30 protein-coding genes and 2 pseudogenes are annotated in these 26,785 nt (G+C 40.7%); all 32 read left to right on the forward strand.

The annotated features are described in order from the left end of the window. The first annotated feature begins 1 nt into the window (after position 1). The 32 genes and pseudogenes from JCM15457_RS05620 (at position 2) to JCM15457_RS05770 (ending at position 26,775) form a co-directional block, all read left to right on the forward strand. Positions 2-366 (forward strand): annotated as a pseudogene (locus JCM15457_RS05620) (flagellar protein). Positions 367-441: 75 nt separating this feature from the next. Further along, positions 442-1,305 (forward strand): flagellar hook-basal body complex protein, encoded by an 864-nt coding sequence (locus JCM15457_RS05625; RefSeq protein WP_034988389.1) that lies wholly within the window; start codon positions 442-444, stop codon positions 1,303-1,305. Positions 1,306-1,374: 69 nt separating this feature from the next. Next, positions 1,375-1,581 (forward strand): flagellar FlbD family protein, encoded by a 207-nt coding sequence (locus JCM15457_RS05630; protein ID WP_034988390.1) that lies wholly within the window; start codon positions 1,375-1,377, stop codon positions 1,579-1,581. Positions 1,582-1,600: 19 nt separating this feature from the next. Further along, positions 1,601-2,101, forward strand: coding sequence for a flagellar basal body-associated FliL family protein (locus JCM15457_RS05635; RefSeq protein ID WP_034988391.1), 501 nt, complete (start codon positions 1,601-1,603; stop codon positions 2,099-2,101). An 18-nt stretch (positions 2,102-2,119) separates the two neighbouring features. Next, positions 2,120-2,485, forward strand: coding sequence for a flagellar biosynthetic protein FliO (locus JCM15457_RS05640; protein WP_034988392.1), 366 nt, complete (start codon positions 2,120-2,122; stop codon positions 2,483-2,485). Positions 2,486-2,535: 50 nt separating this feature from the next. After that, the gene (fliP, locus tag JCM15457_RS05645) at positions 2,536-3,246 is read left to right on the forward strand and encodes a flagellar type III secretion system pore protein FliP (RefSeq protein ID WP_420836009.1); all 711 of its coding nucleotides are present in this window, start codon (positions 2,536-2,538) and stop codon (positions 3,244-3,246) included. 29 nt (positions 3,247-3,275) lie between these two features. Beyond that, positions 3,276-3,527: a flagellar biosynthesis protein FliQ gene (fliQ, locus tag JCM15457_RS05650; RefSeq protein WP_034988773.1), complete on the forward strand. Its 252-nt coding sequence runs from the start codon at positions 3,276-3,278 to the stop codon at positions 3,525-3,527. A gap of 30 nt (positions 3,528-3,557) precedes the next feature. Then, positions 3,558-4,316: a flagellar biosynthetic protein FliR gene (locus tag JCM15457_RS05655; protein WP_034988393.1), complete on the forward strand. Its 759-nt coding sequence runs from the start codon at positions 3,558-3,560 to the stop codon at positions 4,314-4,316. 9 nt (positions 4,317-4,325) lie between these two features. Beyond that, positions 4,326-5,393 (forward strand): flagellar biosynthesis protein FlhB, encoded by a 1,068-nt coding sequence (gene flhB / locus JCM15457_RS05660; protein ID WP_034988394.1) that lies wholly within the window; start codon positions 4,326-4,328, stop codon positions 5,391-5,393. A gap of 34 nt (positions 5,394-5,427) precedes the next feature. Then, on the forward strand, positions 5,428-7,509 hold the full coding sequence (flhA, locus tag JCM15457_RS05665; protein WP_034988395.1) for a flagellar biosynthesis protein FlhA: 2,082 nt from the start codon (positions 5,428-5,430) through the stop codon (positions 7,507-7,509). A gap of 50 nt (positions 7,510-7,559) precedes the next feature. Then, complete coding sequence (locus tag JCM15457_RS05670) at positions 7,560-8,270, forward strand: sigma-70 family RNA polymerase sigma factor (protein ID WP_034988396.1); 711 nt, start codon at positions 7,560-7,562, stop codon at positions 8,268-8,270. Beyond that, entirely contained in the window at positions 8,267-8,968 is a 702-nt protein-coding gene (locus JCM15457_RS05675; protein ID WP_034988397.1) for a flagellar hook-basal body protein, read from the forward strand. Before JCM15457_RS05670 ends, JCM15457_RS05675 begins: the two co-directional genes overlap by 4 nt. 19 nt (positions 8,969-8,987) lie before the next feature. Continuing rightward, complete coding sequence (locus JCM15457_RS05680; RefSeq protein ID WP_051993311.1) at positions 8,988-9,704, forward strand: flagellar hook-basal body protein; 717 nt, start codon at positions 8,988-8,990, stop codon at positions 9,702-9,704. 78 nt (positions 9,705-9,782) lie between these two features. Next, complete coding sequence (locus JCM15457_RS05685; protein ID WP_034988398.1) at positions 9,783-10,493, forward strand: cell division ATP-binding protein FtsE; 711 nt, start codon at positions 9,783-9,785, stop codon at positions 10,491-10,493. Between the two features lie 163 nt (positions 10,494-10,656). Continuing rightward, positions 10,657-11,955, forward strand: a complete 1,299-nt coding sequence (locus JCM15457_RS05690) for a methyl-accepting chemotaxis protein (protein WP_034988399.1) — start codon at positions 10,657-10,659, stop codon at positions 11,953-11,955. 51 nt (positions 11,956-12,006) lie between these two features. Next, positions 12,007-12,501: a chemotaxis protein CheW gene (locus JCM15457_RS05695; protein WP_034988400.1), complete on the forward strand. Its 495-nt coding sequence runs from the start codon at positions 12,007-12,009 to the stop codon at positions 12,499-12,501. Then, a complete protein-coding gene (locus JCM15457_RS05700) occupies positions 12,482-12,979 on the forward strand; it encodes a chemotaxis protein CheD (protein ID WP_034988401.1) in 498 nt (165 codons plus the stop codon). Before JCM15457_RS05695 ends, JCM15457_RS05700 begins: the two co-directional genes overlap by 20 nt. A 17-nt stretch (positions 12,980-12,996) precedes the next feature. Continuing rightward, on the forward strand, positions 12,997-14,034 hold the full coding sequence (gene cheB, locus JCM15457_RS05705; protein WP_034988402.1) for a chemotaxis-specific protein-glutamate methyltransferase CheB: 1,038 nt from the start codon (positions 12,997-12,999) through the stop codon (positions 14,032-14,034). Between the two features lie 4 nt (positions 14,035-14,038). Then, positions 14,039-14,812 carry a CheR family methyltransferase gene (locus JCM15457_RS05710; RefSeq protein WP_034988403.1) on the forward strand — a complete coding sequence of 258 codons (774 nt, stop codon included), beginning with the start codon at positions 14,039-14,041 and terminating at the stop codon, positions 14,810-14,812. 24 nt (positions 14,813-14,836) lie between these two features. Then, a pseudogene (locus JCM15457_RS05715) lies at positions 14,837-16,923 on the forward strand (chemotaxis protein CheW). Further along, entirely contained in the window at positions 16,923-17,510 is a 588-nt protein-coding gene (locus JCM15457_RS05720) for a chemotaxis protein CheC (protein ID WP_034988404.1), read from the forward strand. The pseudogene JCM15457_RS05715 and the gene JCM15457_RS05720 overlap by 1 nt, the downstream one beginning before the upstream one ends. A 14-nt stretch (positions 17,511-17,524) precedes the next feature. Further along, on the forward strand, positions 17,525-17,887 hold the full coding sequence (locus JCM15457_RS05725; protein WP_034988405.1) for a response regulator: 363 nt from the start codon (positions 17,525-17,527) through the stop codon (positions 17,885-17,887). Positions 17,888-17,908: 21 nt separating this feature from the next. After that, positions 17,909-18,301 (forward strand): chemotaxis protein CheW, encoded by a 393-nt coding sequence (locus JCM15457_RS05730; protein ID WP_034988406.1) that lies wholly within the window; start codon positions 17,909-17,911, stop codon positions 18,299-18,301. A gap of 20 nt (positions 18,302-18,321) precedes the next feature. Then, positions 18,322-19,449, forward strand: a complete 1,128-nt coding sequence (locus tag JCM15457_RS05735; protein ID WP_034988407.1) for a flagellar motor switch protein FliM — start codon at positions 18,322-18,324, stop codon at positions 19,447-19,449. Next, on the forward strand, positions 19,446-20,636 hold the full coding sequence (gene fliY / locus JCM15457_RS05740; RefSeq protein WP_034988408.1) for a flagellar motor switch phosphatase FliY: 1,191 nt from the start codon (positions 19,446-19,448) through the stop codon (positions 20,634-20,636). Before JCM15457_RS05735 ends, fliY begins: the two co-directional genes overlap by 4 nt. A 152-nt stretch (positions 20,637-20,788) precedes the next feature. Beyond that, on the forward strand, positions 20,789-21,085 hold the full coding sequence (gene flgM / locus JCM15457_RS05745) for a flagellar biosynthesis anti-sigma factor FlgM (RefSeq protein WP_034988409.1): 297 nt from the start codon (positions 20,789-20,791) through the stop codon (positions 21,083-21,085). 3 nt (positions 21,086-21,088) lie between these two features. Then, on the forward strand, positions 21,089-21,448 hold the full coding sequence (locus JCM15457_RS05750; RefSeq protein WP_034988410.1) for a hypothetical protein: 360 nt from the start codon (positions 21,089-21,091) through the stop codon (positions 21,446-21,448). Positions 21,449-21,460: 12 nt separating this feature from the next. Further along, the gene (gene flgK, locus JCM15457_RS05755; RefSeq protein ID WP_152537282.1) at positions 21,461-22,576 is read left to right on the forward strand and encodes a flagellar hook-associated protein FlgK; all 1,116 of its coding nucleotides are present in this window, start codon (positions 21,461-21,463) and stop codon (positions 22,574-22,576) included. Continuing rightward, positions 22,573-22,983: a flagellar basal body rod C-terminal domain-containing protein gene (locus JCM15457_RS12375; protein WP_235725601.1), complete on the forward strand. Its 411-nt coding sequence runs from the start codon at positions 22,573-22,575 to the stop codon at positions 22,981-22,983. Before flgK ends, JCM15457_RS12375 begins: the two co-directional genes overlap by 4 nt. 6 nt (positions 22,984-22,989) lie before the next feature. Further along, a complete protein-coding gene (gene flgL, locus JCM15457_RS05760) occupies positions 22,990-23,910 on the forward strand; it encodes a flagellar hook-associated protein FlgL (protein ID WP_034988411.1) in 921 nt (306 codons plus the stop codon). A gap of 441 nt (positions 23,911-24,351) precedes the next feature. Next, entirely contained in the window at positions 24,352-25,344 is a 993-nt protein-coding gene (locus JCM15457_RS05765; protein ID WP_034988412.1) for an AraC family transcriptional regulator, read from the forward strand. Positions 25,345-25,512: 168 nt separating this feature from the next. Then, positions 25,513-26,775, forward strand: coding sequence for an MFS transporter (locus JCM15457_RS05770; protein WP_034988413.1), 1,263 nt, complete (start codon positions 25,513-25,515; stop codon positions 26,773-26,775). Positions 26,776-26,785 lie beyond the last annotated feature (10 nt).

Here is a 26,785-nt window from a genome sequence, read left to right on the forward strand (position 1 = left end):
TCTGTCAATGTCGGTTTCACAGATCAATACTGCAGCGCTAAATGCTCAGAACAGCGTTCCGCAAAAGAATAAGCAAGAAACAGCACTTTTTTCAGAAGTATTAGCTGAAAAAAAGCTGAGTGTTAGACTTTCTAATCATGCACGCAAGCGATTAACAGCACGGGATCTGCACCTTCATAATACTGATTACCAGCAGATCTCAAATGCACTGACCGAATTAGAAGAAAAAGGAAGCAAGGAGTCTTTGCTGCTGTACAAAGATATGGGCTGATTGCCAATATCCATAATCGGACAATAATTACAGCGATGAATATGCAGGAGATCAACACTGTAACCAATATAGATAGTACGAAGTTTATAAAATAATAGCTGGACTGAAAAGAAGCTATGGCATTTTCGGAATGACAGAAGAAAATGCAGCAAATAATAGGAGGAATAATAATGTTAAGATCACTTTACTCAGGTGTTAGCGGAATGAAGAATTTACAGACAAAGATGGATGTTGTATCGAATAACATCGCTAATGTAAATACGACAGGTTATAAATCAAGCCGTGTATCCTTTCAGGATATGGTGAGTCAAACAATGTCGAACGCGACTGCACCTACTAACAACAATGGTGGAATTAATGGTAAGCAGATTGGACTAGGTGTGCAAACAGGTTCGATCGATACTTCCACTGGTGCAGGGGCACCACAATCGACAGGTAATCCAACTGACCTGTACATCGGTGGTGAGGGCTACTTTGTTGTCCGTAACAATAATGGTGCTAACTATTATACAAGGGACGGTTCATTCAAGTTGGATGCCAATGGCTCCTTGGTTAATTCAAATGGCCTTAAAGTTTTGGGTTATGCTACTTCAGGCGGTGCACAAGTTGAAGGCGGCAATCCAGGTTTCAATGGAACGGCTTCTCCGATCACGGTTGCTGCGCAAATTGGAGGACAGAACTACAGTAACAATTCATTGGCAGTAGACGAGAACGGGACTGTGACAGCTAAATACGGCAGTCAAACCTATGTACTTGGCAGAGTTCAATTGGCAACTTTCTTCAATCCGGGCGGCTTGCAGAAGATGGGCGGCAACAATTATGCTGCAACAGCTAACTCAGGTCAGGCTGTACTTGGTCAGGCAGGAGAAAATGGCAGCGGCAATATTCAATCCGGCAAACTTGAGATGTCAAATGTTGATCTTTCAAATGAATTTACAGAAATGATCATCGCAAACCGAGCTTATCAAGCAAATGCTAGGAGTATTACTACGTCAGATGAGATGCTGCAAGAATTGATTAACTTGAAGAGATAATAGGCAATTTTAAATAACATTTTAGTTAAGATCTGATTACTATGCATTTTATAAAAAGGGTGGATGAACATGATTGCTTTGGTTTCAATGAATGGCAGCAAGTTTTACTTGAATCCAGATCTAATCTACCGTATTGAAGAAACTCCTGATACGGTGGTGATTTTGACTGATGGTAAAACTCTGATCGTTAAGCAGTCCGCAGAAGAAATTGTGGATTTGATCATAGAGTATCGCAGAAAAGTCTTTCGGCAATTGCCGAAAGATGAAAGAAATTAAGAGATAGAGTTGGTGAGTTATGGCAAAGGAAAATGAAGAAGTAGAAGGACGTAAAAAAGGTGGAATCAAGTGGCTTATCATTCTGCCATTGATTTTGATAATTGCTATCGGCGGTGGTGTTGGGGGAACGATTTTGACCTCGAAATTTATGTCAAACGAAAAAACTGAGACTGCTAAACAAAGCAGCAACACTGCCAAAATATCTGATAAGCAAGTTATCGTACCTGTTAAGAAGTTTTTGGTCAACTTGGCGAACGACGGGTCTGGAACTGACAAATATGCCCGGGTTTCACTCTCGCTTTTGGTGGCGAATGATGATAACAGCAAAAATGTTAAGAAGAATACGGCTGTTATCCGTGATAGTGTGATTAACGTCTTGCGTCAGAAAAAAGCAGGAGATATTTTGAATTCTGCCGATAGTATCCCCAATCTGAAGAATGAACTAAAGGATAGTATCAACCGTGCTTATGGGCAGCAAATCGTACAAGAGGTTTTCGTGACAGATCTAGTTGTGCAATAAAAGGGAGGAGGCTGGCTGATGGAGATCTTTTTTTCACTTATCAAAATAAGTGTGTTTTTGCTGATTATCATTTATTTGATTAATGTGTCACTTAAATATTTGAATAAATATACTAATCAGACGAATAATACCTTCCAAATTCTGCGGAAAATCGCTGTTAGCAAAACCTCCTCGATTGGAATAGTTCAGATCGTTGACAAGTATTACGTCATGAGCTTTTCCGAACAACAAAATCAGATTTTGAAAGAACTGACGGCAGAAGAAGCAGCGAAGTTTCTTGCTTCGATGAAATTGGCGGCATCAGGTAAGGAGAAACCTGAGTTTGCAGATGTTTTGAAAAAAGTAACTAAAAAGTTGTCAAATAAAAAAGGAAGTAGCAAATGAGAAAGAAAACAGCGATGCTGACTACAGCGGCGGCCGCTTGCGGATGGACTATGTGGGTCCCTGTCGACGCTTTGGCGATCAGCACGAATGATGTTACATCGACAGTTAATAATTTATTATCCAGCGGTAATGGGTCAAATCAAACTATCAACACATTTTTGCTGCTTACGCTTTTGTCAGTTGCACCGATTTTGTTAGTTATGACGACTTCATTTACGCGAATCATCATGGTTTTGTCATTTGCTCGCAGTGCTTTGGGAACACAACAGAATCCACCTAATCAAGTTTTGATTGGTTTGGCGCTTTTCTTAACCTTTTTTACAATGCGACCTGTTTATACGGATATCTATCACGATGCGATTGTACCGTATAACAAGCAAGAGATATCACAAAAACAGGTTTTCAATCGGTCCGAAGTTCGGATGAAGAAGTTTATGTATAAACAGACAAGGAATAAAGACATTCAGTTGTTCTTAGACGCGTCTAAAGATAAGCATCACTACAAGTCATACAAAGAAATTCCGATGACAGTAGTCACGCCTGCTTTTATCATCAGTGAGCTACGAACTGCTTTCAGTATTGGATTCTTATTGTTTATTCCATTTTTGATAATTGACATGGTCGTCTCCAGTATTCTGATGTCAATGGGGATGGTCATGTTGTCGCCAGTCATGATATCATTGCCGTTTAAAATTTTGTTGTTCGTGATGGTTGATGGCTGGTACTTATTAGTCGAGTCCCTTATTAGAAGTTTTTACTAGGAAGTTGGAACGTGGTTTATGACAGTGAGATGGTTTTAAACGTAGTACGGGATGCATTCATTCGTATCATATTAATTGCAGGACCGGCTGTTTTAGTTGGAATGATTGTCGGATTTGTGATCAGTATCTTCCAAGCGACGACCCAGATTCAAGAACAAACATTGAGTTTTGTTCCCAAGCTGATCGCAATTTTTATCACACTGATATTAGCGGGAAACTTTATGTTGAATATCCTTTTAGAGTTTACAAAATCAATATTTAAAATGATCTCTTCATTATAAGAATAAGACAAGTAAGTGAGGTGGAAAAAAATGGTCCAAGTTCAGATGGGAGCATTGATCCTTTGCCGCATCATGTCGTTTCTCGTTATTGGACCAGTTTTTTCACAGCGCGGTTTCCCAAATATGGCAAAGATGGTTGTCGGTTTTAGTCTGGTAATGGCTGCGTTTCCGGCCGTTAGCAGCTACAAAGAAGTTTCATTGATTCTTTTTGCATTGGCGGCAGTAAAAGAAATTTTATTTGGTTTGGCGATGGGATATCTAAGCCAGTTAGTTTTTAATGCGGTGATGATGGCCGGACAGATGATTGATTTTCAAGTTGGTTTTTCAATGGCACAAGCATACGATACGACTATGCAAATGATGACCTCACAGTTTGGGAAGCTTTATTACTGGCTTGCATTATGTGTTTTCTTCATGTTGAACCTGTATCAACAGATGATATTTGGAGTTTTAGAATCATTTCGGCTGGTGCCGTTGGGAGCTATCGTTCTTAGAGGTTTCACGGTTGAGGGAATTGTTAAGTTATTTGCTGGCATGGCTGTGATGTCCGTAAGTTTGGCGGCACCGCTAGTTGTTTCGGTACTAGTAATTGATCTGGTCTTAGGTATTATTTCAAGGTCGATTCCACAGATCAATGTTTTAATGCTGAGTTTGTCGGTCAAAACAGCAGTTGCCCTAATTATATTTTTACTGTTGCTGCCGAACTTGCTGAGTTTTCTAGGAACACATTTAGCTGAATCTATTTCCAATATGATGGACTTTGTCAGATCCATTCAACAAGCGAGGTAAAAGACTGGTATGGGAGATAAGGATGGTAAAACAGAACGCCCGACTGCCAAGCGTCTAAAAGACGCTCGTAAAAGGGGCGAAGTCCCGAAAAGCCAAGAATTGAATGCAGCATTAGCTTTACTAGTTTTTGCGTTCATTATGGTGCCATCTTGGGAATTTGTACTTAATCATTTTATGCCATATATGATTCAGATGATCCAACAGATCGGAAGATTCAAGGTTGAGTACCGCGATCTTTCAAAGGTTGGAATTCAGGCTGTTCTAATGATCTTTTTCCTCTGTGCCCCTTTCATGGCTATTAGCATGGCACTTGGATACTTGGCCAATTTGGTCCAAGTTGGCTTACTTTTTACAACGAAGCCACTAAAACCGGACTTCAAGAAGATCAATCCTTTAAATGGCTTCAAGCAGATGTTCGGTTTGCGTTCATTGTTTAATATGACTAAGACGTTGGCTAAATTTGCGATAATAGCCTATCTTTGCTACCAGAAGTTTATGCAGGCAATCCCGACTTTAATCAATCTCAGTTCTGTCGGTGTAGGCAAAATTTTATTTTTTGTTTTGGATTTTGCTAAAGACTTGTCTCTGAAAATAGCGCTCTTACTGTTGGTCTTATCACTAGCTGATTACATGTATCAGCGCTATACGCACATTAAGAACTTGCGAATGACAAAACAAGAGATTAAGGAAGAATTCAAACAGATGGAAGGCGATCCTAAGGTCAAGTCGCAACGGAAAGCCAAGTATCAGGAGATGGTACGCAATGCGGTTTCTAATGTTAAGAAAGCAACGGTTTTGATAACTAACCCGACCCATCTTGCGTTAGCAATCAGGTATGATCCTGAAAAAGATGAAGTCCCGATTTTGTTGGCTAAAGGTGCAGATCAGTTGGCCCAGCGAATGAAGGCAGAGGCTCGCAAAGAACACGTCCCGATGATCGAAAATCGTCCCTTGGCTCACGCTCTATACAAAAAAGTGGAACCGGGTCAATTTGTACCAGTTGATATGTATGAATCTGTAGCAGAGATAATCGCACTGGTTTATCGTTTGGAAGAAGAAAGCAAAGATAAGATTTGATTGTTCGATTCAAGTTTAAGGAGGAACTAAGTGAATGCAAAAGGCAGCTCAGAAGAAAAAGCGCGGCAGAAAACTAAATTATGCTGATGTACTTGTCTCATTTTTAGTTGTTGGGATTATTGGTTTAATAATTATTCCACTGCCTGCACCTATTTTAGATGTCTTGATTGTTATCAATTTGACGGTGGCAATGAACATCTTATTGATAACTTTATTCACAAAGTCAGTTCTGGAGTTTACGACATTTCCGACCCTGTTGCTGATTACTACGATGTTTAAATTAGGGCTGAACATGTCATCAACACGTTTGATTTTAACAAACGGAAACGGGGGGAACGTGATTGATGCGTTCGCCAATGTTGTAGCCGGCAGCAACTATATAGTTGGGATAATTTTGTTTGTGATTATCATGGTCGTCCAATTAGTTGTTGTGACCAATGGTGCTGGAAGGGTCTCTGAGGTATCGGCTAGGTTTACGTTGGACGCGATGCCTGGTAAGCAGATGGCGATTGACTCAGATCTTAATTCAGGTTTGATTACTGAAGAGGACGCGCGCAAGCGCCGTAAGGATCTTCAGCGCGAAGCAGATTTTTACGGTTCAATGGATGGAGCCAGCAAGTTTGTCAAGGGTGATGCGATTGCAGGTATCCTTGTTACCTTGATCAACTTAATTGGCGGAGCAGTCATTTTTTCTGTCAAGGGTGATATGTCGGTTACAGAGGCATTATCTCAATTCGGGAAACTAGCGATTGGTGATGGTCTAGTCAGTGCGATTCCGTCCTTACTGATATCTATCGCATCTGGGGTCATCGTAACACGTTCTGATAATAATAGTTCATTCGGATTGGACATTGCGCGGGACGTTGTTCGTTATCCACAGTTATTCCGAATCGTTGGTATCATTCTGATGGTCTTGTCTGTTATCCCTGGCTTCCCTTTCATTCCGTTCATGCTGATTGGAATACTAATGTTTGGAGCCAGCATGCTTGTCAAGCAGCGTGAGGAAAAAGCTGTCAAACAGCGCAAGAAAGAGGAACAGACATTGGCTCTTCAACGCAAGAAGGAGTCGCAAGACGAGGAAGAATCGGTTTCTTCATTCCAAGTTGAACCGATTGCCATTGAAATTGGCTATGGGTTGATTCCGATTGTTGACAGTTCAGTCGATAACAGTTTGATGAGCAGGATAGTTTCGATTAGAAAACAGACCGCACGTGAGTTGGGAATTCTAGTGAATCCGGTGCGTATACGCGATAATCTTTACCTTGAGTCTAACGACTATTCGATTAAGATTCGGGGAAATGAAGTCGGGAAGGGCGACATCTACCCCGATAAGTTCATGATTATCAGCCCTAATGATGAGCCTTTCCCATTCAAAGGAATTCCGACCAAGGAGCCTGCGTTTAACCTTGATGCGATGTGGATTGATGAAAAAGATAAAGAAGCAGCTGATCTGCAAGGATTTACGATTATTGAACCCTTGACCGTAATTGCTACACACCTGAAGGAAATTATCTATGCGCATGCACCAGAGCTTCTTGGACGTCAGGAGGTCAAAAAATTACTGGAAGGAATTAAGGATCAGTACAACGTAGTGATCGATGAATTGATTCCAGATATTCTCCGGTTGGGAGAGGTTGAAAAAGTTCTGCAGAACTTATTGGAGGAGAAGATTCCAATCAATGATTTAGCGACGATTCTGGAGACCTTAGCTGATTACGGGGCCGTGACAAAGGACACAGAGGTTTTGACAGAATATGTCAGACAAGCACTTAAGCGAACAATTGCGAATAAGTATTCGGATGATAGCAATCAGTTGAACGTCATTACAGTTCATCCTAAGGTCGAAGAACTTATCATGCAGAGCATTCAAAAAACAGCCACCGGCTCATATCCGGTTTTGAAGCCAGAATCGGTTAATCGCATTTTGGGTGCTCTTGGAAAGATTCAGCAAGAGATGATGGTCAACGATACGTCATTCGTTGTGTTGACTTCACCTAAGATCAGGTTGGCATTCCGCAAATTGATCTCGTTCAATTATCCTAATGTTGCTGTCCTTTCATTAAACGAAATCCCAAATGAAATTGCGATAGAAACTGTTGGAAGTATTAATATTTAATGAATCATATCGGTGAAAGGAAACTCTAAGCGTGGAAGGGGGATGTTTTTGTGTACGAAACAAGCATAGAAGATGAGGTATTAAAGTACCTGCCATTAGTTGAGCGTGTGGCTAATCGAATATCAGTTAAAAGTACCGAATATGAGTATGGAGATCTGTATAACATTGGCGTGATTGGGCTGATCGATGCGTTGAGAAGATTTGATGCAAGCAAAAAGGTTCCCTTTGAAGGCTACGCTATGATTCGTATCAAGGGTGCAATCATCGATGAGATTCGGAAACATTCAAAAATTTCACGCTATAAGATGACGATCGTCAACAAATTTTATCAAGCAAAACAAGATCTTGAACAGAAGTTGAAACGTGAAGTTACAGATGCAGAAATCTGTAAAGAAATGAAGATTGATGCCGCTCAGCTAGGGAATATTTACGAAAGTATCCACTATCTGGCTAGCGTTTCTTTGGAAGATACACTTTTCTCAAACACAGATGAGGGTATCTCACTGCAGGATATGATTCAAGATACACTGGCTGAAAATAGTGAAGAAACATTGCTAGAAGAAGAACGCAAGCAGGCACTGGTGCATAGTATTAAGAAACTGTCTGAACGCGAGCAACTCATTTTGAGTCTGTATTATGAAGAGGAAGCTACATTAAAGGAAATTGCTGCTATTTTAGATATTTCAATAGCACGCGTTTCACAGATCCATGGGAAAATCATAATTAAACTGAAAAACTATATTAAGGAGGAATTGGCATGATACGTGCACTTGATACTCTAAGGCAGAATGTCGATATTTTACAGAAACGACAGGAGAATGTCAGCGGAAATATTGCTAATGTTAATACGACTGGTTACCGTGCCAAACATCTTTTTCAAAGTACTTTAAGGGAAGCGCAGCTGCATAATTATCAAGGCGGGCCTAATGCGAATCAGAGAACCGAAATCGGCGGCTTTACTTTTGGTAATCAGTTAGATGGATCATATCTTGATCAGACTAAAGGTGCATTGCACCAGACGGGAAGAGCAACGGATTTTGCGATTACTAATGATGGCTACTTCACAGTCAGGATGCCTAATGGTCAGGAAGCCTATACTAGAAACGGCAATTTTAATCTTAATGAACAGAATCAGTACGTGACACAGGAAGGATATACTGTTTTGAACGCTGCGGGACAGCCGGCAGTAGCCGGAGATAATAACTTCAGGATCACAGCTTTTGATGATGAACAAGCACTACAAAATATGGGAAATACATACTTTACGAGCAACGCGCAGGGGCGTCAACTCGCGGGAGCAGATGTTCGTCAGGGTTACCTGGAACAATCTAATGTTTCAACTGCGGATGAGATGGTCGCTTTAATTCAAACAGGGCGTGAATTTGAAGCTAATCAGAAAGCTCTGAGTTCCAACAATGAGACATTGGGTAAAGCAGTCAATGAATTAGGAAAGATATAAAGATGAGGTTAACTTAACAATGAATATGAATAGTCTTCTATCAATTAATAAGTCTGGGTTAAACGGATTGCAAAAAAGCATGGATGTTATTTCAAATAACATTGCCAATGTTAATACAGTTGGATATAAAAATCGTGATACCAGTTTTCAAGAGCTTTTGAACAATCAGGCGACAGCACAAGAAGTCGCGTTGAGTCCGCGTGCAGCTAATACAGCTCTGAATGAGGGTTTGGAAGTTAATCAGGAAAATATCAATTTTGCACAAGGAAGTCTGCAAAATACGGCTTCACCATATGATTTGGCAGTCGAAGGGCAAGGATTTTTCGGAGTGTATGATCAGAATAACAATTTGCTGTTGACTAGAAATGGAGATTTTCATCCTAATGGTAGCGGGCAGCTTGTCAATCAGCAGGGATATCGCTTGTCGATTGAGGCGACCGTGCCGCAAGATCGCTGGCCTAAGGGAAATGTAAGAATTGATTCTAATGGAACTATCAATATCCAAGATGGTGAACGAACTGTCCAAGTTGGTAGGATCCCACTTTATCGACCTAATAATACAAATGATCTGCAGGCAGCTGGCAATAACCTTTATCGTGTTGTCAATGGGGGGCAAATAAATCCGGTTTTCAATGGCGGACTTGGAAGTATTCAACAATATCATTTGGAAAACTCGACAGTTGATCTGTCAGATTCAATGAGCAATATGATAATCACACAGCGGCATATGGTTTAAATACCAAAGCCGTACAAGCGGTAGATGATATGTTGGGAGTCGTTAATAAGTTCTCAGAGTAGTCAATGGAGGAATAAATTGATCAGTTTAACAAATGTCAATAAAAAATATGACGGGCGTGTAAAAGCGCTGATTGATGTTTCTTTTAATGTGCAGCAGGGGGAGTTCGTATATCTGGTTGGTCCCAGTGGAGCAGGCAAATCAACGTTGCTGAAACTACTAACGCGCGAGGAGACACTGACAAGCGGTACGATTCGGATGGGAAATATGCAAGTTGAAAAGATTGCAGCAAATAAGCTCTATTTGCTGCGCCGTCAAATCGGGATCGTTATGCAAAAGGATCTTTTTATTCCATACTATTCAGTTTTTGAGAATATTACATACTGTTTGGAGGCAGTGGGAATAACAGGCCTTCAAAAAGAAAAAAGAGGATTGGAAGTTCTAGGGTTAGTGGGTATGACAGCACATAAAAATAAGATGCTGCAAGAACTTTCGATCGGACAACAGAAGAAAATAGCGATTGCACGTGCTACTGTGAATCACCCCTCTGTGCTGATTGCTGATGAACCGACCGCCAACTTGGACACCAAGTCATCTGCTGAGATCATGAAACTGTTTTTTCGCCTGAACCAGAAGGGAACAACCATAATAATGGCAACACACGACAGTACAATGGTCAATTCAATCAGGAAACGTGTTCTTGAATTGCAGGGAGGCCGTTTGATCCGTGATGATCACGATGGTGGATACACAAGTTATGCCGATCCTAAAGATATTTATATCTGGTGAGAGTTGGTGCTTAAAATTTTATGCGAAATTGCCGATATTGAAAGTAAGGGATTGCTATTTTCAAATTCAAAAAAGGAGCGCGGAATTAAAAAAGAAAAAATTGAATAGCGTCTTTGAATTTTTAATACTTTAATCAGGTATGTTTAGCGGAAGGGGTATAACCATGGGTAAAAAGTTTTTGAATTTTTTTAAGAAATTAAAGTTGCGCCCACTAATTCCAGCGGGTATAACAGCGTTGATTCTGATTGTTTGTTATTTCTTTATTGTCAGAGGTGCGGCAGATGCACAGGCGGCACATAGCTTTGTCATTTTCAGTGTGGTAGTAGTAATCGTTTATGCGGTAGTAAATGAAGTGCTTACACTAATGTCTAATGGCGCATTTTATACCGAAATGAAAAACCTACAAAAAATATTGGATGCTGTTAGTTCGGGCGATATGTCGCAATTGGATAAGTTCAGATCAAATAATAAGGACAATCCGATAATTGCGAAAGTTAAAGATGGCTTTCATGGTGTGATTAACGCTTTTGTTGCGATGATTATCGGAATTAAGGAAGAAAGCGGCCATATGAATGATATCGCAGGTACATTGGCAACGATGTCTAAGAAGTCGTCCAGTACGATTGAAAATATTCGGTCTACGATGAATAGTATTGCTGATGCATCCACTTCACAAACAACAGAAGCGGAACAAACAACGAGTGATATGCAAAAACTGGCAGCTAATATTGAAGAAATTCATAAAGAAGTCGGTCGAATGAGCGGTTATGCTGAACAAGCAAAAGAAAGCAACACTAAGAATACAGATATGATGGTTCATGTTTCTAGAAGTTGGGAACAAGAGCGTAACGGTCAATCTGAGATAGTTGAAGAAATGGATAACATGAACAAGGATATTCAAAATATTGGCAATATCGTTCAGTTGATCAATGATATTTCAGAGCAGACTAACTTACTTGCACTTAACGCTTCAATTGAGGCTGCCCGTGCAGGTGAAGCAGGGCGCGGTTTTGCGATCGTTGCTGAAGAAGTTCGAACATTGGCTGAGGAAAGCGGAAAGTCTGCCAAAAACATTCGCGATATTATTGAAGTTATTAGAGACAAATCAAAGCATATGACGGAAGCCATGAATGAATCTTATGCGAGCGGCGAGAAACAAACTGAAACGGTCAATAAGGCAATCGATTCAACGAAAGAAATCTCTGGGGTGGTCGAGAAGTTTGTTGAAAGTATTAAAATCATCGAAAATCACATCACTGGAGTGGTAGAAGAAAAAGACACGGTTACGAAGTCCGTTGAGAATATCACCTCTGCTATTTCTGAAACCTCTGCTGGGACTCAAGAAGCAACAGCAAATGTTGAAGAATTCTATAACGTAGTCAAAAAATTCGAATCATCAGTTAAGGAAATCGAAGATATTGCCAGTGTGCTGAAATTCCAAGTTGATAGTTTCAAGGTTTAATTAAATTACAGGTGATTTAAAATTACATTTTCAAAGAAAGGATTGGCGTTAATGGAACAATATGTGGTATTCAAAAGTCACGAACAGCTATTCGCGATGCCAGTCAAAGCTGTTACTAGGGTGATCGAAGCCAACAATTTTATCACTTTGCCAGAAGTTGCTGACTATATTCTAGGCGTATATGAGTATCAAGAGCATATGATCCCTATCGTAGATCTGAGAAGAAAACTCTTTGGTCAGTATACGAAAGACGCAGATGATAATAAGGTCATTCTGTGTGACTGGAAGGGCAACTCGCTGGGGATATTTGTCGAGAACATTTTAGGCATTTCTTACTTAGAAGAAACGAATTATGAAAAAGAACTAGTCAAAGCTGATTTAAAACGCGGGTACATTGATAAGTTCCTAAAGTTGGATGACAAAGTTGTGATTTCGATCGAGTTGACATATCTTTTCGATAACCGGCAGGAATCAGAACTGTTGGCGACGGTTGATCAATTAAATGCTGATAAGGATAATGCTAGTGATGGAACTGATCCAGAGTGAGGTTAGAGTAGGAATTGCAGACTATAAGATAGCTCATGCACCGTCTAAGTTGATAACAGTCGGTCTGGGTTCCTGTATTGGAACTATTATCTATGATGAGCATACCCAAATAGGCGGACTGAGTCATATTATGCTGCCTGATAGCCGTCCTTTTGCCAAAAAGCAGGCATTGAACACTGCAAAATTTGCTGATCTTGCACTTCCAGAAATGGTGGACAAACTTAAGCAAGACTCGCCACGTGCGCGTTTTAAGGCCAAAATTGTCGGCGGCGCTAATATGTTCGGTTTTAAAACAACATCGAAAACAGGCAATATTGGGCAGCGGAATATTGCAGCAGTTGAAGAAATGCTGCAAAAACTTGGAATACCGCTCATTGCGAGTCATGTGGGTGGAAATAGCGGTCGGACTATGATCGTTGATTTAAAGACCTTTGAAACAATGGTCCGTATTGTGCACCACGATGCAGTATATATATGAAGGAGTTACTGGAGAGAATGAAGATTTTAGTAGTTGATGACTCTGTATTTATGCGTAAGATCATTGTTGATCTGCTCAAAGAAATGCCTGATGTTGATGTCACTGGAACTGCACGTAACGGTAAGCAGGCCTTAGAGATCCTTGGTTCTCAAACGATCGATCTGGTACTGATGGATGTTGAAATGCCGGTGATGGGCGGACTGGAAGCATTGAAAAACATAAAAAAAACAATGGATACACCGGTCATCATGCTGAGCTCTTTGACCAACAAGGAAGTTACGATTGAAGCACTTGCTTTGGGAGCAGCAGACTTTGTCGAGAAACCTGTTAATCTGATGGCGATCCAAGATGAATGGATTCTTGATTTCCACATGAAGATCAAAAGTGTGCGTGCTAAAGGCAAAACAGCGTTAAAAATAAATGATTTCTCTTCTAGTGCTCAGCTGACTGACAATGATTCTGGGGTAGATGATAGAATTGCTAGCGGACTGCTAGCTTCACATGTCAGAGCAGTAGTGATTGGTGCATCGACTGGCGGGCCCCGTGCATTGCTGACGATAGTTCGGTCTCTTCCTGCTGCAACGAAGGTTCCAATTTTTATTGTGCAACACATGCCGAAGGGCTTTACGAGTTCATTTGCACAGCGAATGGATCAGGAGACAAGCATTACGGTGTGTGAAGCAGAAGATGGTATGCCGGTTGAGCGCAAAGTGTATCTTTGTCCAGGCGATTATCATATGACCCTTAAAAACGGCAAGATACAGCTTGATCAGAAACCAAAACTGCATGGAACACGGCCGGCAGTCGACTATCTTTTCTCATCTGCGGCAAGTACTTATCGCAGAAATTTAGTAGCAGTGCTGTTGACAGGAATGGGAAAAGATGGAACCGCTGGAATGCATGACATTCAGGCAAACGGCGGCTATACAATTGCTCAAAATAAGGAAACCTGTGTTGTTTTTGGAATGCCGCGGAATGCAATTGAGAATCATGTCGTGAATGAAGTTCTAGATCTAAATTCGATCGGACGCAAAATTGGGCAGATAGTCGGGTGAGAAAATGGAATTAAATTTTGAATTTTTTAATGAGTGGGTGCAGCGCAAGCTGGGCATACGACTTGGTGCGTACAAAGAAAGACAGATGCAACGCAGAATATCCAATATTATGGAGTCGGCGGGTGCAGCTTCTTTGGAGCAGTACGCCAAGATTTTAGAGACAGATAGTGTTGCACGACACGCTTTCGTGGAACATCTTACGATCAATGTGACTGAGTTTTACCGTAACAAGAGCCTGTTCGATATGTTTGAACAGCGCTTGCTGGAGCAGATCGTTCCAAAATTTGACCATCCTAAGATCTGGAGCGCGGCATGTTCAATTGGGGCAGAGCCATACACCCTGGCGATGATCTTGGCTAAGAATAATGTTGCTGGCGGCAGAATAGTTGCAACTGATATTGATGATGAAATCTTGAAAAAGGCCAAGGCAGGTTTATATCAAAATAATGAAGTCAAAAATGTCACGTCAAGCGACTTGAACAAATACTTTGTCAAAACCGATGATAATAAGTACCAAGTTAGCGCAGCTTTAAAAAATAAAATTACATTTAAAAAACATGACCTGCTGAAAGACCGTTATGAGAGCGGCTGTCATGTGATAGTTTGCCGCAATGTGACGATTTACTTTAAACCTGATGCACGGGATGAAGTATACCGCAAGTTGAGTGAATCACTGGTTCAAGGCGGAATATTATTTACAGGGGCAACCGAAACAATCAGTCTTGCAGAACAGATGGGGTTAAAAAAAGTAGATTCATTTATATATCAGAAGATTTAGTAAGTCAGGAAGGAGTTGAAATTAATGGATGATAACAGTGTTTATCGCAGTTTGTTTTTCGAAGAAAGTGATGACAATCTGCAACAGCTGAATGACAATGTCCTAGAACTGGAAAATGAGCCAGATAATATGGATCTTGTTAATGAAATTTTCCGTGCAGCCCATACGCTGAAGGGCATGTCTGCAACAATGGGTTACGATGTGATGACAAAGTTGACACATAAAATGGAAAATCTGTTTGATTTCTTTAAATCGGGCAAGCTTAAGGTAAACAGCGATTATATCTCGCTGATTTTCCGGTGCTTGGATCGTTTATCTCAATTGGTGGAGGATCTGCGTGACGAAAAAGAATTGAGTCAAGACCAGATCAGCGACCTATTGGAGGAACTTGAAAAAGTCGAAGAAAGTGTCAACGGAGGCGCTCAGAACGGCGCTGCGCCCGCAAAGGAAGAGCATGACACAGGTGCACTGACAAATGTTTTTGAGCATTTGGAGGAAGCAGATCTGGATGTGATTCATCAGGCAATTACAGGCGACTACAAAGCTTATAGTATTGCTATCAGGATCGATAAGGAATCATTACTTAAGGGTCCGCGTGTCTTCTTAATTATGGAGAAGCTCGAACAAGAGGGCGACGTGCTGCATACTGAGCCAAGCGTTGATATTCTTGAAGATGGTGATTTCGATACTGATTTCAGACTTGTTTATCTGACCAAGGATAATTTAGACATGGTCAAGCACAATATTGAAAGCAACAGTGAGATTGATGCGACAATCGTTGAGCCGTTCGATGAAGAAAAACAAAAAGCCGCTGAAAAGCAGCAGGCAGAAGCACCAAAGGCAGCCAAAAAAGCAGCAGCTTCGCAATCCCAAGCACCTGCTAAAAAGGCAGCTAAACCTAAAGTCCAGCCCAAAACACCAAAAAGTAAAAAGCCATCAGCAGCCCATCAGCATGCTAATGCGCGCAACCAATCGATCAGAGTGGATCTGACAAAACTCGACCGCTTCTTGAACTTAGTATCAGAGCTGGTAGTTTATCGTAATCAATTGGATGATGCTAGCATGCGCAATAATGCTGATGCAATGCGCGATGCTCTGGAACAAGTCTCGCGTCTGACTTCAGAGCTGCAAGATCTTGTATTGAAGATCAGAATGCAGCAAGTCAGTGTCGTCTTTAGCCGTTTTCCGCGGATGGTGCGCGACCTTGCCAATGAATTGAATAAGGAAATGGAATTAGTGGTCGAAGGGGAAGAAACGGAACTTGATAAGACTGTTGTTTCCGAATTGAGTGAACCGTTGATCCATTTGCTGCGTAATTCATCTGATCATGGAATTGAAGCACCAGATGTCCGTGAGAAGGAAGGCAAGGACCGCAAAGGTACGATCAAGCTGTCAGCTTATCAAGAAGGTAATCGAGTTATTATCACGCTTGAAGATGATGGTAAAGGACTCGATCCGGCTGTTATCAAGGAAAGTGCTGAAAGCAAGGGGATCAACACTGAAGGAATGTCTGATGACGAGATCAAGAAACTGATTTTTCATCCAGGTTTTTCGACTGCTAAGGAAATTACCAATATTTCTGGACGCGGTGTGGGGCTGGATGCAGTGCAAGCTAAAATTAGTGAATTAGGCGGCTCATTGGAGATGAAGAGTGAACTTCATGTTGGAACTAAGTTCATTATTAAACTGCCATTGACGTTGTCGATCATTCAAGCACTGATGGTCAGAATCGGTAATGAAAGTTTTGCCGTTCCGTTGGATGTGGTTGAAAGAGTCGTTATGCTCAAGGAAGACGAAATCGTGAAGACGACTAATCAAGAAGTTTATCGTTTCCAAGAAGGCTTGATCCCACTTATTCGAACGGATCGTTTGCTGCAGATCGAACCGGACCCTAATAAGAAGAAATTTGCAATCATCGTTAAGATCGAGCAAAAATACTATGGAGTCTTAGCAGATGAGTTGATTGGTCAGCAGGAGATAGTTATCAAGAAAATTGACCCAATGCTGCAGAAGATCAATAAGTACCAAGGCGCAACGATTTTCGGCAATGGCGCAATTGCTTGATTTTGGATGTTAATGCTATTTGCAATGAGAAAAAAGGTAGTAAATGATGGGATATTCAGAATTAGAATTAGACGGTTTGAGAGAAGTTATTAATATTGGCGGTGGACACGCAGCAACAAGTATTTCTAAGCTGGTTAACCAAAAAATCGAAATGCATGTTCCAGAAATCAGCATTTTAAGTTATCATGAACTGTACGAACAAGTGATTGCTGATGATGTTGAGGTTCATGCAGTGGTCAGCAGTATTGTTGGGGACTACAACGGAGTGATTTTGTTTGTTGTTTCTGATGATTCAGCGGATAAACTGTCTGAGTTGATGCTTGGAATGAAGACTGATGATATCAATGTCAAAATGTCAGCGGTCAGCGAGTTGACGAATATTATTTCTAACTCTTTCTTAGGTGCTATCGGGAACTTATTAAATGTCCAATTAGTATCTGCGTTGCCAGTGATTCAAGATGATTATTTTGGGGCGGTCATCAGCAGTGTTTATATGGCACTGGATCAATATGATGACCATATCATGGTGATTAGAAATGAATTTACTTATTCTGAAGAAAAACTAGATGCGTCGTTGTTTTTCATTCCGGAAACGGGCGTGTTAGAACAAATACTAAAATCTTTAGGAATCTGAGAGGAGCAAATATTTTGGGGAAAAAAGTTTTAATCGTAGATGACGCGGTGTTCATGCGCATGAAATTAAAGGATATTTTGAGTAAAAATGGATATGAGGTCGCTGATGAAGCTCAGAACGGGCAAGAAGCTTTTGAAAAGTATCAGGCAACAAAGCCGGATCTGGTAACAATGGATATTACGATGCCTGAAGTAGATGGCATTCAGGCTTTGAAGATGATTCGTGAAGCTGATGCAAATGCGAAGGTTATTATGTGCAGTGCGATGGGGCAGCAGGGAATGGTTATGGACGCCATCCGTGCTGGGGCCGTTGACTTCATCGTTAAACCATTCGATACAGACCGGGTCATCAAAGCCATAGATAAAGCTCTTTCCTAAATAGTCAGGAGATGATATTAAATGCAAATGATCCTGTTTAAAATGAATCAGCAGTATTATTTGATTTCAGCAGCTTCTGTTGAAGAAGTTATCGATACGGTACGGATCACCCGTGTCCCACTGGCCCCTAGTTGGGTCAAGGGCTTGATCAACTTGCGTGGGACGGTTATGACAGTGATCGGCTTATCTGAGCTGATTGGCGTTCCCACCTCGGAAAGCAACCACAACATTCTGATTATGAAAAAGGATGATGAACGCAAAGGTCTGCTGATTGAAGAAGTGGTTGAAGTTGTTGATATCGACAAAGAAGATATTCAATTAGAAAAAACGGATAAAGAAAAGCATTATCTGGGAATAGTATCCCTAGAGGATAAGGTAGCAAATGTAGTTGACGTGAACCATTTGATTTTTTGATAAGTGAGTGAGGGATCTGTGTGGACCAAGTATTGACGCAACAGGAGATCGATGCACTGCTGAATGCAATGAGCACCGGTGAGATTGATCAAGAAAAAATTGAAGAGGAAAACGATGCAGCGAAAGTAAAAAGCTACGATTTTAGAAGGCCAACAAAGCTCTCAAAAGAATACGTCAATACTCTGCACATGATCTTTGAGGACTTTTCAAAAATGGGCAGCAACGTACTTTCAACGCAAATGCGCGCTAATGTCAGACTTCAATTAGCGGCGATCGAACAAGTCAGTTATGATGAATTCATCCATTCGATCCCGCGGGTAACATTGTTGGGACTTTTTCATTCTGAACCTCTAAAAGGGATTCAGATTATTGAAATGAACCAGCAACTATGTATGAAAATGATCGAAATGCTCTGCGGCGGGGCCGATATGGCGACGCAAGACCAGAAGCAGGGTGAAGAGAGCAAGGAAAAGTCAAAAGATAAAACAGAAAAAAAGCCAGAGGAAAATCCGGAAAAAAACCCTGCACCAACAAGAAAAGAAAAAGAGCCGGCAGAGCAAGAAGGTAAGCGCAAAGCCCATGATAAGAAGGGGTTCACCGACATTGAGCTGGCTGTTCTTGAAGAGGTTGTCAAAGGGCTGACTGAGGTCTTTCAAAATTCATGGAAAGAAATTGTTGAACTTGATACGACTTTAGATGGACTGGACACGAATCCGCAATTGCTGCAGAATATGTCACCGAATGAACCAGTCGTTTTAAGTACCTTTACGATCAATATCGGAGAAACTAGCACATTTATTAATCTGTGTATTCCATATGTTTTCTTTGAAGGGATCACTGATAAGCTGAGCTTCGGTAATTGGTTTGACTCAAGTCAAAAATTTGACCGCAATGATGAGCGCGAACTCCGTAAGGGGTTAAACGGAGTCGATATGAATATTGAGGTCCTGCTAGGGGAATCTGAGATGGATCTGTCTGACTTCCTACATTTGGAAGTAGGGGATGTTGTTAAGTTGGACAGTAAAATTGCAGAACCGTTGGATTCCTATATTGAGGGGCATCCATTCTACCGTGTAAAACCGGGAAAGAAGAATGGACAATTGGCAGTTGAATTGATAGATAAATTGGAAGGGGAACAAGACGAATGAGCGACGGTTTATCACAAGCAGAAATTGATGCATTAATGAATGCAAATTCAGGAGCAGAAGATGAGTCACAAGAAAGTCAAAAGCCTGAAGACACAGGAGTTGACGAGCAGACAAAGCAGGACATTATTGGTGAAGTCGGCAACATTTCAATGTCGCAAGCGGCAACTACGCTTTCGTCGATTCTTGCACGTCGTGTCAGCATCACAACACCGCGTGTTACCAAAGTCAAGTTCGCTGATTTACTCTCAGGGATCGAGGCGCCTAAGGTTGCAACAACGGTTGAATTTAAAGAAGGTTTGATGGGCACAAATCTGATGCTGCTGGAAGTCAAAGACGCGATCATAATTGCTGATTTGATGATGGGCGGCGATGGCACGACTAAATCCGACAAATTTACCGAACTGGAGCTGAGTGCGGTAGCAGAGGCAATGAATCAGATGATTGGTTCAGCGTCTACCTCAATGGCAACAATGATCACGCGTAAAGTCGATATTTTGCCGCCAACGGTGAAATTGTGGAAGGAACCAGCAAGTGTTGAATATGATGGGATTGACAAGGAACAAGTAATCTATCGTATTTCCTTTAAACTATCGGTTGAAGGCTTGATCGAAAGTGAGATCATGCAGATCTTTACGGAAGATATGGTCTCCGATATAACTGATGCGATGATGTCAGATAAGGCAACTGTTGTTGATGATCGAGAAAGTGAGAAAAAAGCAGCAGAGCAAGAGGCAGAGGTTACGAAGACTGCGGAGACTGCACAAGAACCAGCAGCTTCGCAAATGACGGCTGCACAGCCGCAGCCTGAAAAGGCACAAGCCGCGACAACACAACCAAAACATGCAACAACTCAAGCCAAACCGCAGCAGAAAGTTGAAGTCAGCACGCCTGATTTTCAGCGCTTGAGTGAAAAAGAAGTTGCTGAGGGCGATAACTTGGATCTAATTTTGGATGTCCCTTTGAATTTAAGTGTTGTCTTAGGACGAAGCGAGAAAACTGTCAGGGATATTCTCTCATTCAATTCAGGTTCGGTGATTGAATTAGATAAGTTAACGGATGAACCCTTGGAGATTTTGCTGAATGGCAAGCCAATTGCTACAGGTGAAGTCGTTGTTATCAATGAAAACTTCGGTGTCCGTATAACTAATATTCTCTCACCTAATCAGCGGATCAATCGGATGAATTAATCAAGGACAGCGGACGGTAACGGGTCCTTGACTAAGATTAATTATTAAGAAAACCTTAAGATTAAAAAAAGTTAGCCGAGAGGTTTAACTTTTTTTATTTTCGCCGATAAAGTTACTATAGGACATTTCAGAACGAGAAGGGAGCGGCTCTGATGAAGATAGAAGGATTTCAAAATAATAATTATAACGATCAGATCAATCGGCTTAAGGGCGATCAAAACAAAGTAAAACAGGTTAAACGCCAAGAAAACAGCAAGGCTTTAGATGTCAGCCTTTCGGCTAAAACACAAAAAATCCGTGAGAACAGCCAAACAGAAGCAGAGGCAGGGCTTGATCCTGAGCGTGTTGCTAGCTTAAAAAAAGCAATCAAAGATGGCAATTATAAGGTTTCGGCTGAAAAAATCGCTTCAAAAATGATGGCTGAATTTGATATCAACAAGGATAATTAGCCTATGAAGGAAAGCGAATTTCAATTGCAATTGGCGGCTTTTTTGCGCCTACTAAAGAAAGAAAAGAATTTCTTGATTAAGGACCAGGCAGAAAAACTGGTTGAGTTAGTCAAGCAAAAAGAAAAATATGTTCCCATCCTTAATGGATATCAGGGAGCAGCTTCGCCTAAAACTAAGGAATTAGCAGCACAGATTCAGGTGCAGCAAGATGAGAATATGCTGTTGACAAAGCAGGCTCTCAGCTACCAGAAGATGCTGATGACAGCGATTAAGGATAACATTAAAGCGCCTGGAGCTACATATTCGAAGTATAAAACAGTTAAGCAGCAAGCAAGAACAGCATTGATTGATCGAGAAGTGTAAGGAGGAATTTGAATGGTTGGGTTATTCGGCACTTTGGGGACGGCAACTAGCGGAATGGGCGCGAACCAGATTGCACTTCAAACAAGCAGTCATAATATCGCGAATACCAATACGGATGGATATTCACGCCAGCGGGTCGATATGAAAACAACAACACCTTATAATATGGCGGGTGTTGGTATGATTGGGACTGGTGTTGAAGCTAACGGGGTGGAACGTGTTGTGAATGATTTTGTTCGTTCGCAGATTCGTGAAGCTAATGCGCAGTATCAGTTCTATAATGAAAAGTCAGATGTGTTGGGACAACTTGAAGATACACTGAATGAACCCTCTGACAGCGGTGTTGTCAGTCAATTGTCCAAGTTGTCCGATAGTTGGACACAACTTTCGAAGAATCCGGAGATGGGAACTTCAAAAGCAACTGTAGTCGAGACAGCTAGCAGCTTTGCTGATACGGTGCGTGAGATGGCGGATAAGGTTGGCAAGCTTAAAGCCGATACAACACAGAATATTGCTAAAACAGCGCTTGATTTTAATGAAAAAATCAAGCAGCTGCAATCGTTGAATGAACAAGTCTATAATCTAAACAGTTCAGGCGAAACACCGAATGACTTGTTAGACACACGAGATAATTTATTGAAGGATATCTCTAGTTTGGCGAATGTCACAACCGCAATTGATAGGTATGGGCGGGCTTCAATTCAACTTTCGGGACAGACAATCCTGAATGGGGATGAACGCAATACGCTCAGTGTGGTCGTTGGCACCCAGAACGGACAGGCTGCGGTCGCTAAAGACGGAGATACAACGACGGGGACACAGACGCTTTCAGGTGACTATGCTGCTGGAACGATTCTGCTGACCAAGAATGCTGCTGACGGTAACGCGGCATTCACAAAACTTGATGTTCCTTCTGGAAGCTTGGGTGGGCTGCAGGCATCTGTCAATGAAATTCAGACGCATCTGCAAGAGCTGAATGACTTTGCGGCAACGGTCGCCAAAACAACTAATATGGTCTTTTCTGACGGTAAGCAGAGCACAAGCGGTTTCTTTAGCATTGGGAATGATCCAGCTAGTTATGCTGCAAATCTTAAGGTCGATTCAACCCTTGCACTAATCCATCATTGATACCCGCCGGGACAACCTCCGCTGCTGGTGACGGATCACGCGCGTTAGCAATTGCTAATTTGAATAATCTGAAGTTAAACTATCCGTTTTCAGATAGTGACTTGGCAAGTTATGACAAGACTAATATGACGTTTGCCCAAAAGGATGGCGGTTCAAGTTACGCAGATGCTTTCAATAACATTGTGACGAAGAACGGAATTTCCAAACAGCAGGCAGACAATACGTCCTCGGCACAGCTTTCACTTTTGAACCAGCTTGAGTATAAGAATGAGTCGATGTCTGGTGTTTCAATCAATGAGGAAATGTCGGATGTTATTCGTTTCCAGCAAGGTTTCCAAGCCAATGCACGTATTATTTCAGTCGTGTCTGAAATGCTGGACACATTGATCAATAGAACAGGAGTGTAGAGACATATGCGAATTTCGGATAATATGACCTACAATGACTTTCTTAAAAACTTAACAACGAATACGAATAAGGTTCAAAAAACGATGAATCAGCTGTCATCCTTCAAGGAAGTCAGCAAACCATCAGATAATCCGCTGCTAGTCTCGAAAATCATGGATCTTAATGTTTCGCTAGCACAAAATAAGACTTATTCCAGTACAATCGCGGATGGTATCTCGTGGTCACAGACACAATACGCTGCTCTGAATGGGGTAACTACTTCGATGCAGCGAATCAGTGCGTTGATCCAGTCTTCGGCTAACGGCTCGACACCAACAGAGGCCGTTAAGGCTAATAAAGATGAAGTCGAACAGTTGATTTCGGGCGTGGTCGATTCGCTGAATACTAACTTTGACGGACGTTATATTTTTGGTGGGCAGAATACAACAACAGTTCCGTTTGAAGTTGAGAAGAAAGACGGCGAGATCACTGGTATCAAGTACAATGGGACGGCACAGGACTTGCCACGCGAGATTGCCAAGGGTGTCGGCGTTAATTTGTTCGCAGATGGTTCGAAACTGATGAACTTGACGGACAGCGCACAAACGGGTGAAAATATCAGTGGCTATTTCAATAAGCTAATTACGGCTTTAAAAAATGATGATAAAGAAACATTGTCAGGCAGTTTATTGAAAGAAAGCCAAGATTACACCGATAACTTTACGACCGCACAGGCAAAAATCAGTACGATTGCAACTCGTTTGCAGGCAGCTTCCTCAAGAAATGAAACCGAACGTACAAACCTGACAGATGTCTTGTCAGATAAACAAGATGTTGATGTTGCACAGAAGTACATGGAGTACCAGAACCAGATGACCTCATATCGCGCAACGTTGGCGATGGGGACAAAAATCATGCAGACAACGATTTTGGATTATTTACATTAAGAGTATAGGTAGCAAATGAAAATTTCAGCCAATTCAATTAGAATAACCAAGTAACGATAATTGTTTTTATACTGGAGAATCGCAGAGAAACCGACTATCTTTAATTGGCGATGTTATTGTAACTGGCACATCATTAACAGCGGTTGAGAGAATATTGAATCAAGCAGAACAAATAGTATTAATAAATGTGCGATTTTAGCTGAAGATGAGACAATTAAGCGAAGATATCTTTTATTTAGCTAAATTGCCATTACTTCGGTAGAATTAAGCTAATAGTATGAAGCTTCATAAGTGTATAGTAAAAAGCCTTTTTCTAGAAAAATAAATGAGTTAACCACCTCTTTTAAGTAATAGTCACTGTCAAATTAATAACTATAGCAAAAAAAATAAAATTTGTGTTATATTAATTCTGAAAGCCTTTACTTTTTTGGAGGATAAATTATGAATCAAAGAGTTTTAAATATGCTGCATACATTAAATTCACTCGAAAAAAAGCAGAAAAAGGATGCTTGTTATCTTGAAGAGATGCCAGTGAAAGCATTTAGCAAAGACCTTTCTGAAAAAAAGAAAATCAAGGTCCTCAATAATTATTTTTTTCGTAATAAGGATATATATGTAAGCAAGCACAATCGGTTTGCACCTTATCCGTTACACGCACATACTTTTTTAGAGATTAATTATATGCTTGAGGGAAATGCTGATCAAGTAGTTAATGGGAAACCAATCTTTTTACATCGTGGAGACTTGCTGGTACTAGATGTAGGAGCTGAGCATTCGATCGGTACGCTGGGAGAAAGGGATTTATTAATCAATATTCTCTTTCGTAATTCCAATATAAATATTGATTTTTTAAAAGATTTGCGACGTAGTAGGAGTGTTTTATACGATTTTTTATTAAAAAGTCCAATTAAGGCTAATGAAAAACAAAATTATTTAGTTTTTCGAACGGCTAAAAATAACAAAATAGCACAAATCATGGATGAGATAATTGAGGAGTATTTTTTAAAAAAAGAATTTTCTGATACCATTATTAAATCTTATCTCCACATTCTAGTTACTAATTTGGTTCGAGACTATCAAATTGTTGATCAGCAGCCACAAAGCAAAACAAGAAAAATAGTTATTGAAATATTGGATGAAATTGATAAAAATTATAGTACTATAACATTACAAAAAGTTGCCAACATGTTTGGATATAATAAAAATTATTTGAGTAATTTATTTAAAAAAGAAGTTAACAAATCTTTTTCCGAAGTAGTTATTCAAAAGAAAATGACTCAAGCTCATACATTGATAATGTCGACTTCGCTTCCAATTAGCAAAATAGTGGAGGCCGTGGGTATTTCTAATAAAAGTTTCTTCTATAAAAAATATTACGATTTTTATAAAGAAAAACCATTGGCTGATCGGCAACAAAATTTAATTAATATTTAAGCTAAGGCTTACTGTAATTAGCAAATTACAGTAGGCCTTTTTTAAAATTCATATGTATATATGTTAATTAAGTTCTGTCTTTTTGCCATTGTAAGCGGATACACAGAGTGGTGTAATATTCAGTGTACACAAGAGAGGATATCCGCAAAACTATTAAGGGGTGGCGAGATGACAGAAAAAAGTTCAAATGGATCAACATGGGCAGTATCGTTAACAAACTTTTTAGATTCTGGTTCTATCGTTGCAGGCGCATCGGGATTAACCTTATGGCAAAAGTCTTTTGGACTATCAAACTTTGAAGTGGGATTGTTGGGAGCTTTAAGCGCAAATGCTTTTGGTTCAGCGTTAGGAGCAATTATTGGAGGACGGCTTTCTGATAAGTTTGGTCGCAAAATGATTTATACGTACGATATGTTGGTTTATATGCTAGGAACATTGATTGTTGTCTTTTCGACAAGTTTCGCAATGTTGTTGTTAGGTTTTTTAGTTACTGGGATTGCCGTTGGAGCTGGGGTGCCAGCATCATGGACTTACATTGGAGAAACTTCAGGAGATACTAATCGAGCACATAACATTGGAATTTCACAATTTGCTTGGTCTATGGGACCAGTTATAATCTTTGTTGCTGGAACACTTCTGGCACCGTTGGGCTTGATGGGAAGTCGGATTCTTTTCGCCTTTTTAACTGTGGTAGCTTTCATTGCTTGGAACTTGCAAAGAAAATTACCTGAATCGCAAGATTGGATTGAGCAGAAGAAAAAAGAAAAGGAATCACCGGTAGAGTCACATCCGTATCGTGAGTTGTTCTCTAATATGATTTCACTAAAAAGCATTTTGTTCCTTTGTGGAGTTTACGTATTTTGGAATTTAGTTGCTGGAGCAATGGGCTTCTTCATGCCATTTGTCTACGAGACTGTTGGTGGGCTTAATAATACTCAAGCTAATATGTTGCAAGCAGTTTTGTGGGCATTTACAGCTTTAGCGGGATATTTTGGCTTTGCGTTGTTAGGGGACAAACTAAATCACCGTTCATTTTTCTTTGTTGGGGCAGTGATGGCAGTTATTTCTTGGCTAGTTTTGACTTATATAGGTTTCGGATGGGCTGCCTTATGGGCGTTCGTTATAATTTGGGGAATTTCTGCAGGTATTGGAGCTCAAGCATGGTATGCACTATGGGCTGTTGAGCTATTTCCAACAAAATATCGAGCTGGGTCACAAGGCTTTATGTTTTTCATTGTTCGAGGGACAGCCGGAATTTGGTCAATTATTTTTCCTATGATTTTATCAAATTTGGGATTTAAAATTGCTGGAACAGCAATGATTGTTTTGCTGATTGTATCACTGTTAGTTGGAACAATCTGGACACCTAAAACTCGTGGAAAAACACTTTCAAAAATCACAAAAGAACGCTATGGCGATCAACAAGATTGAAAATGAAGGG

It is taken from the genome of Liquorilactobacillus sucicola DSM 21376 = JCM 15457, assembly GCF_000612445.1.
In the GTDB taxonomy this organism is placed as follows: Bacteria; Bacillota; Bacilli; order Lactobacillales; family Lactobacillaceae; genus Liquorilactobacillus; species Liquorilactobacillus sucicola.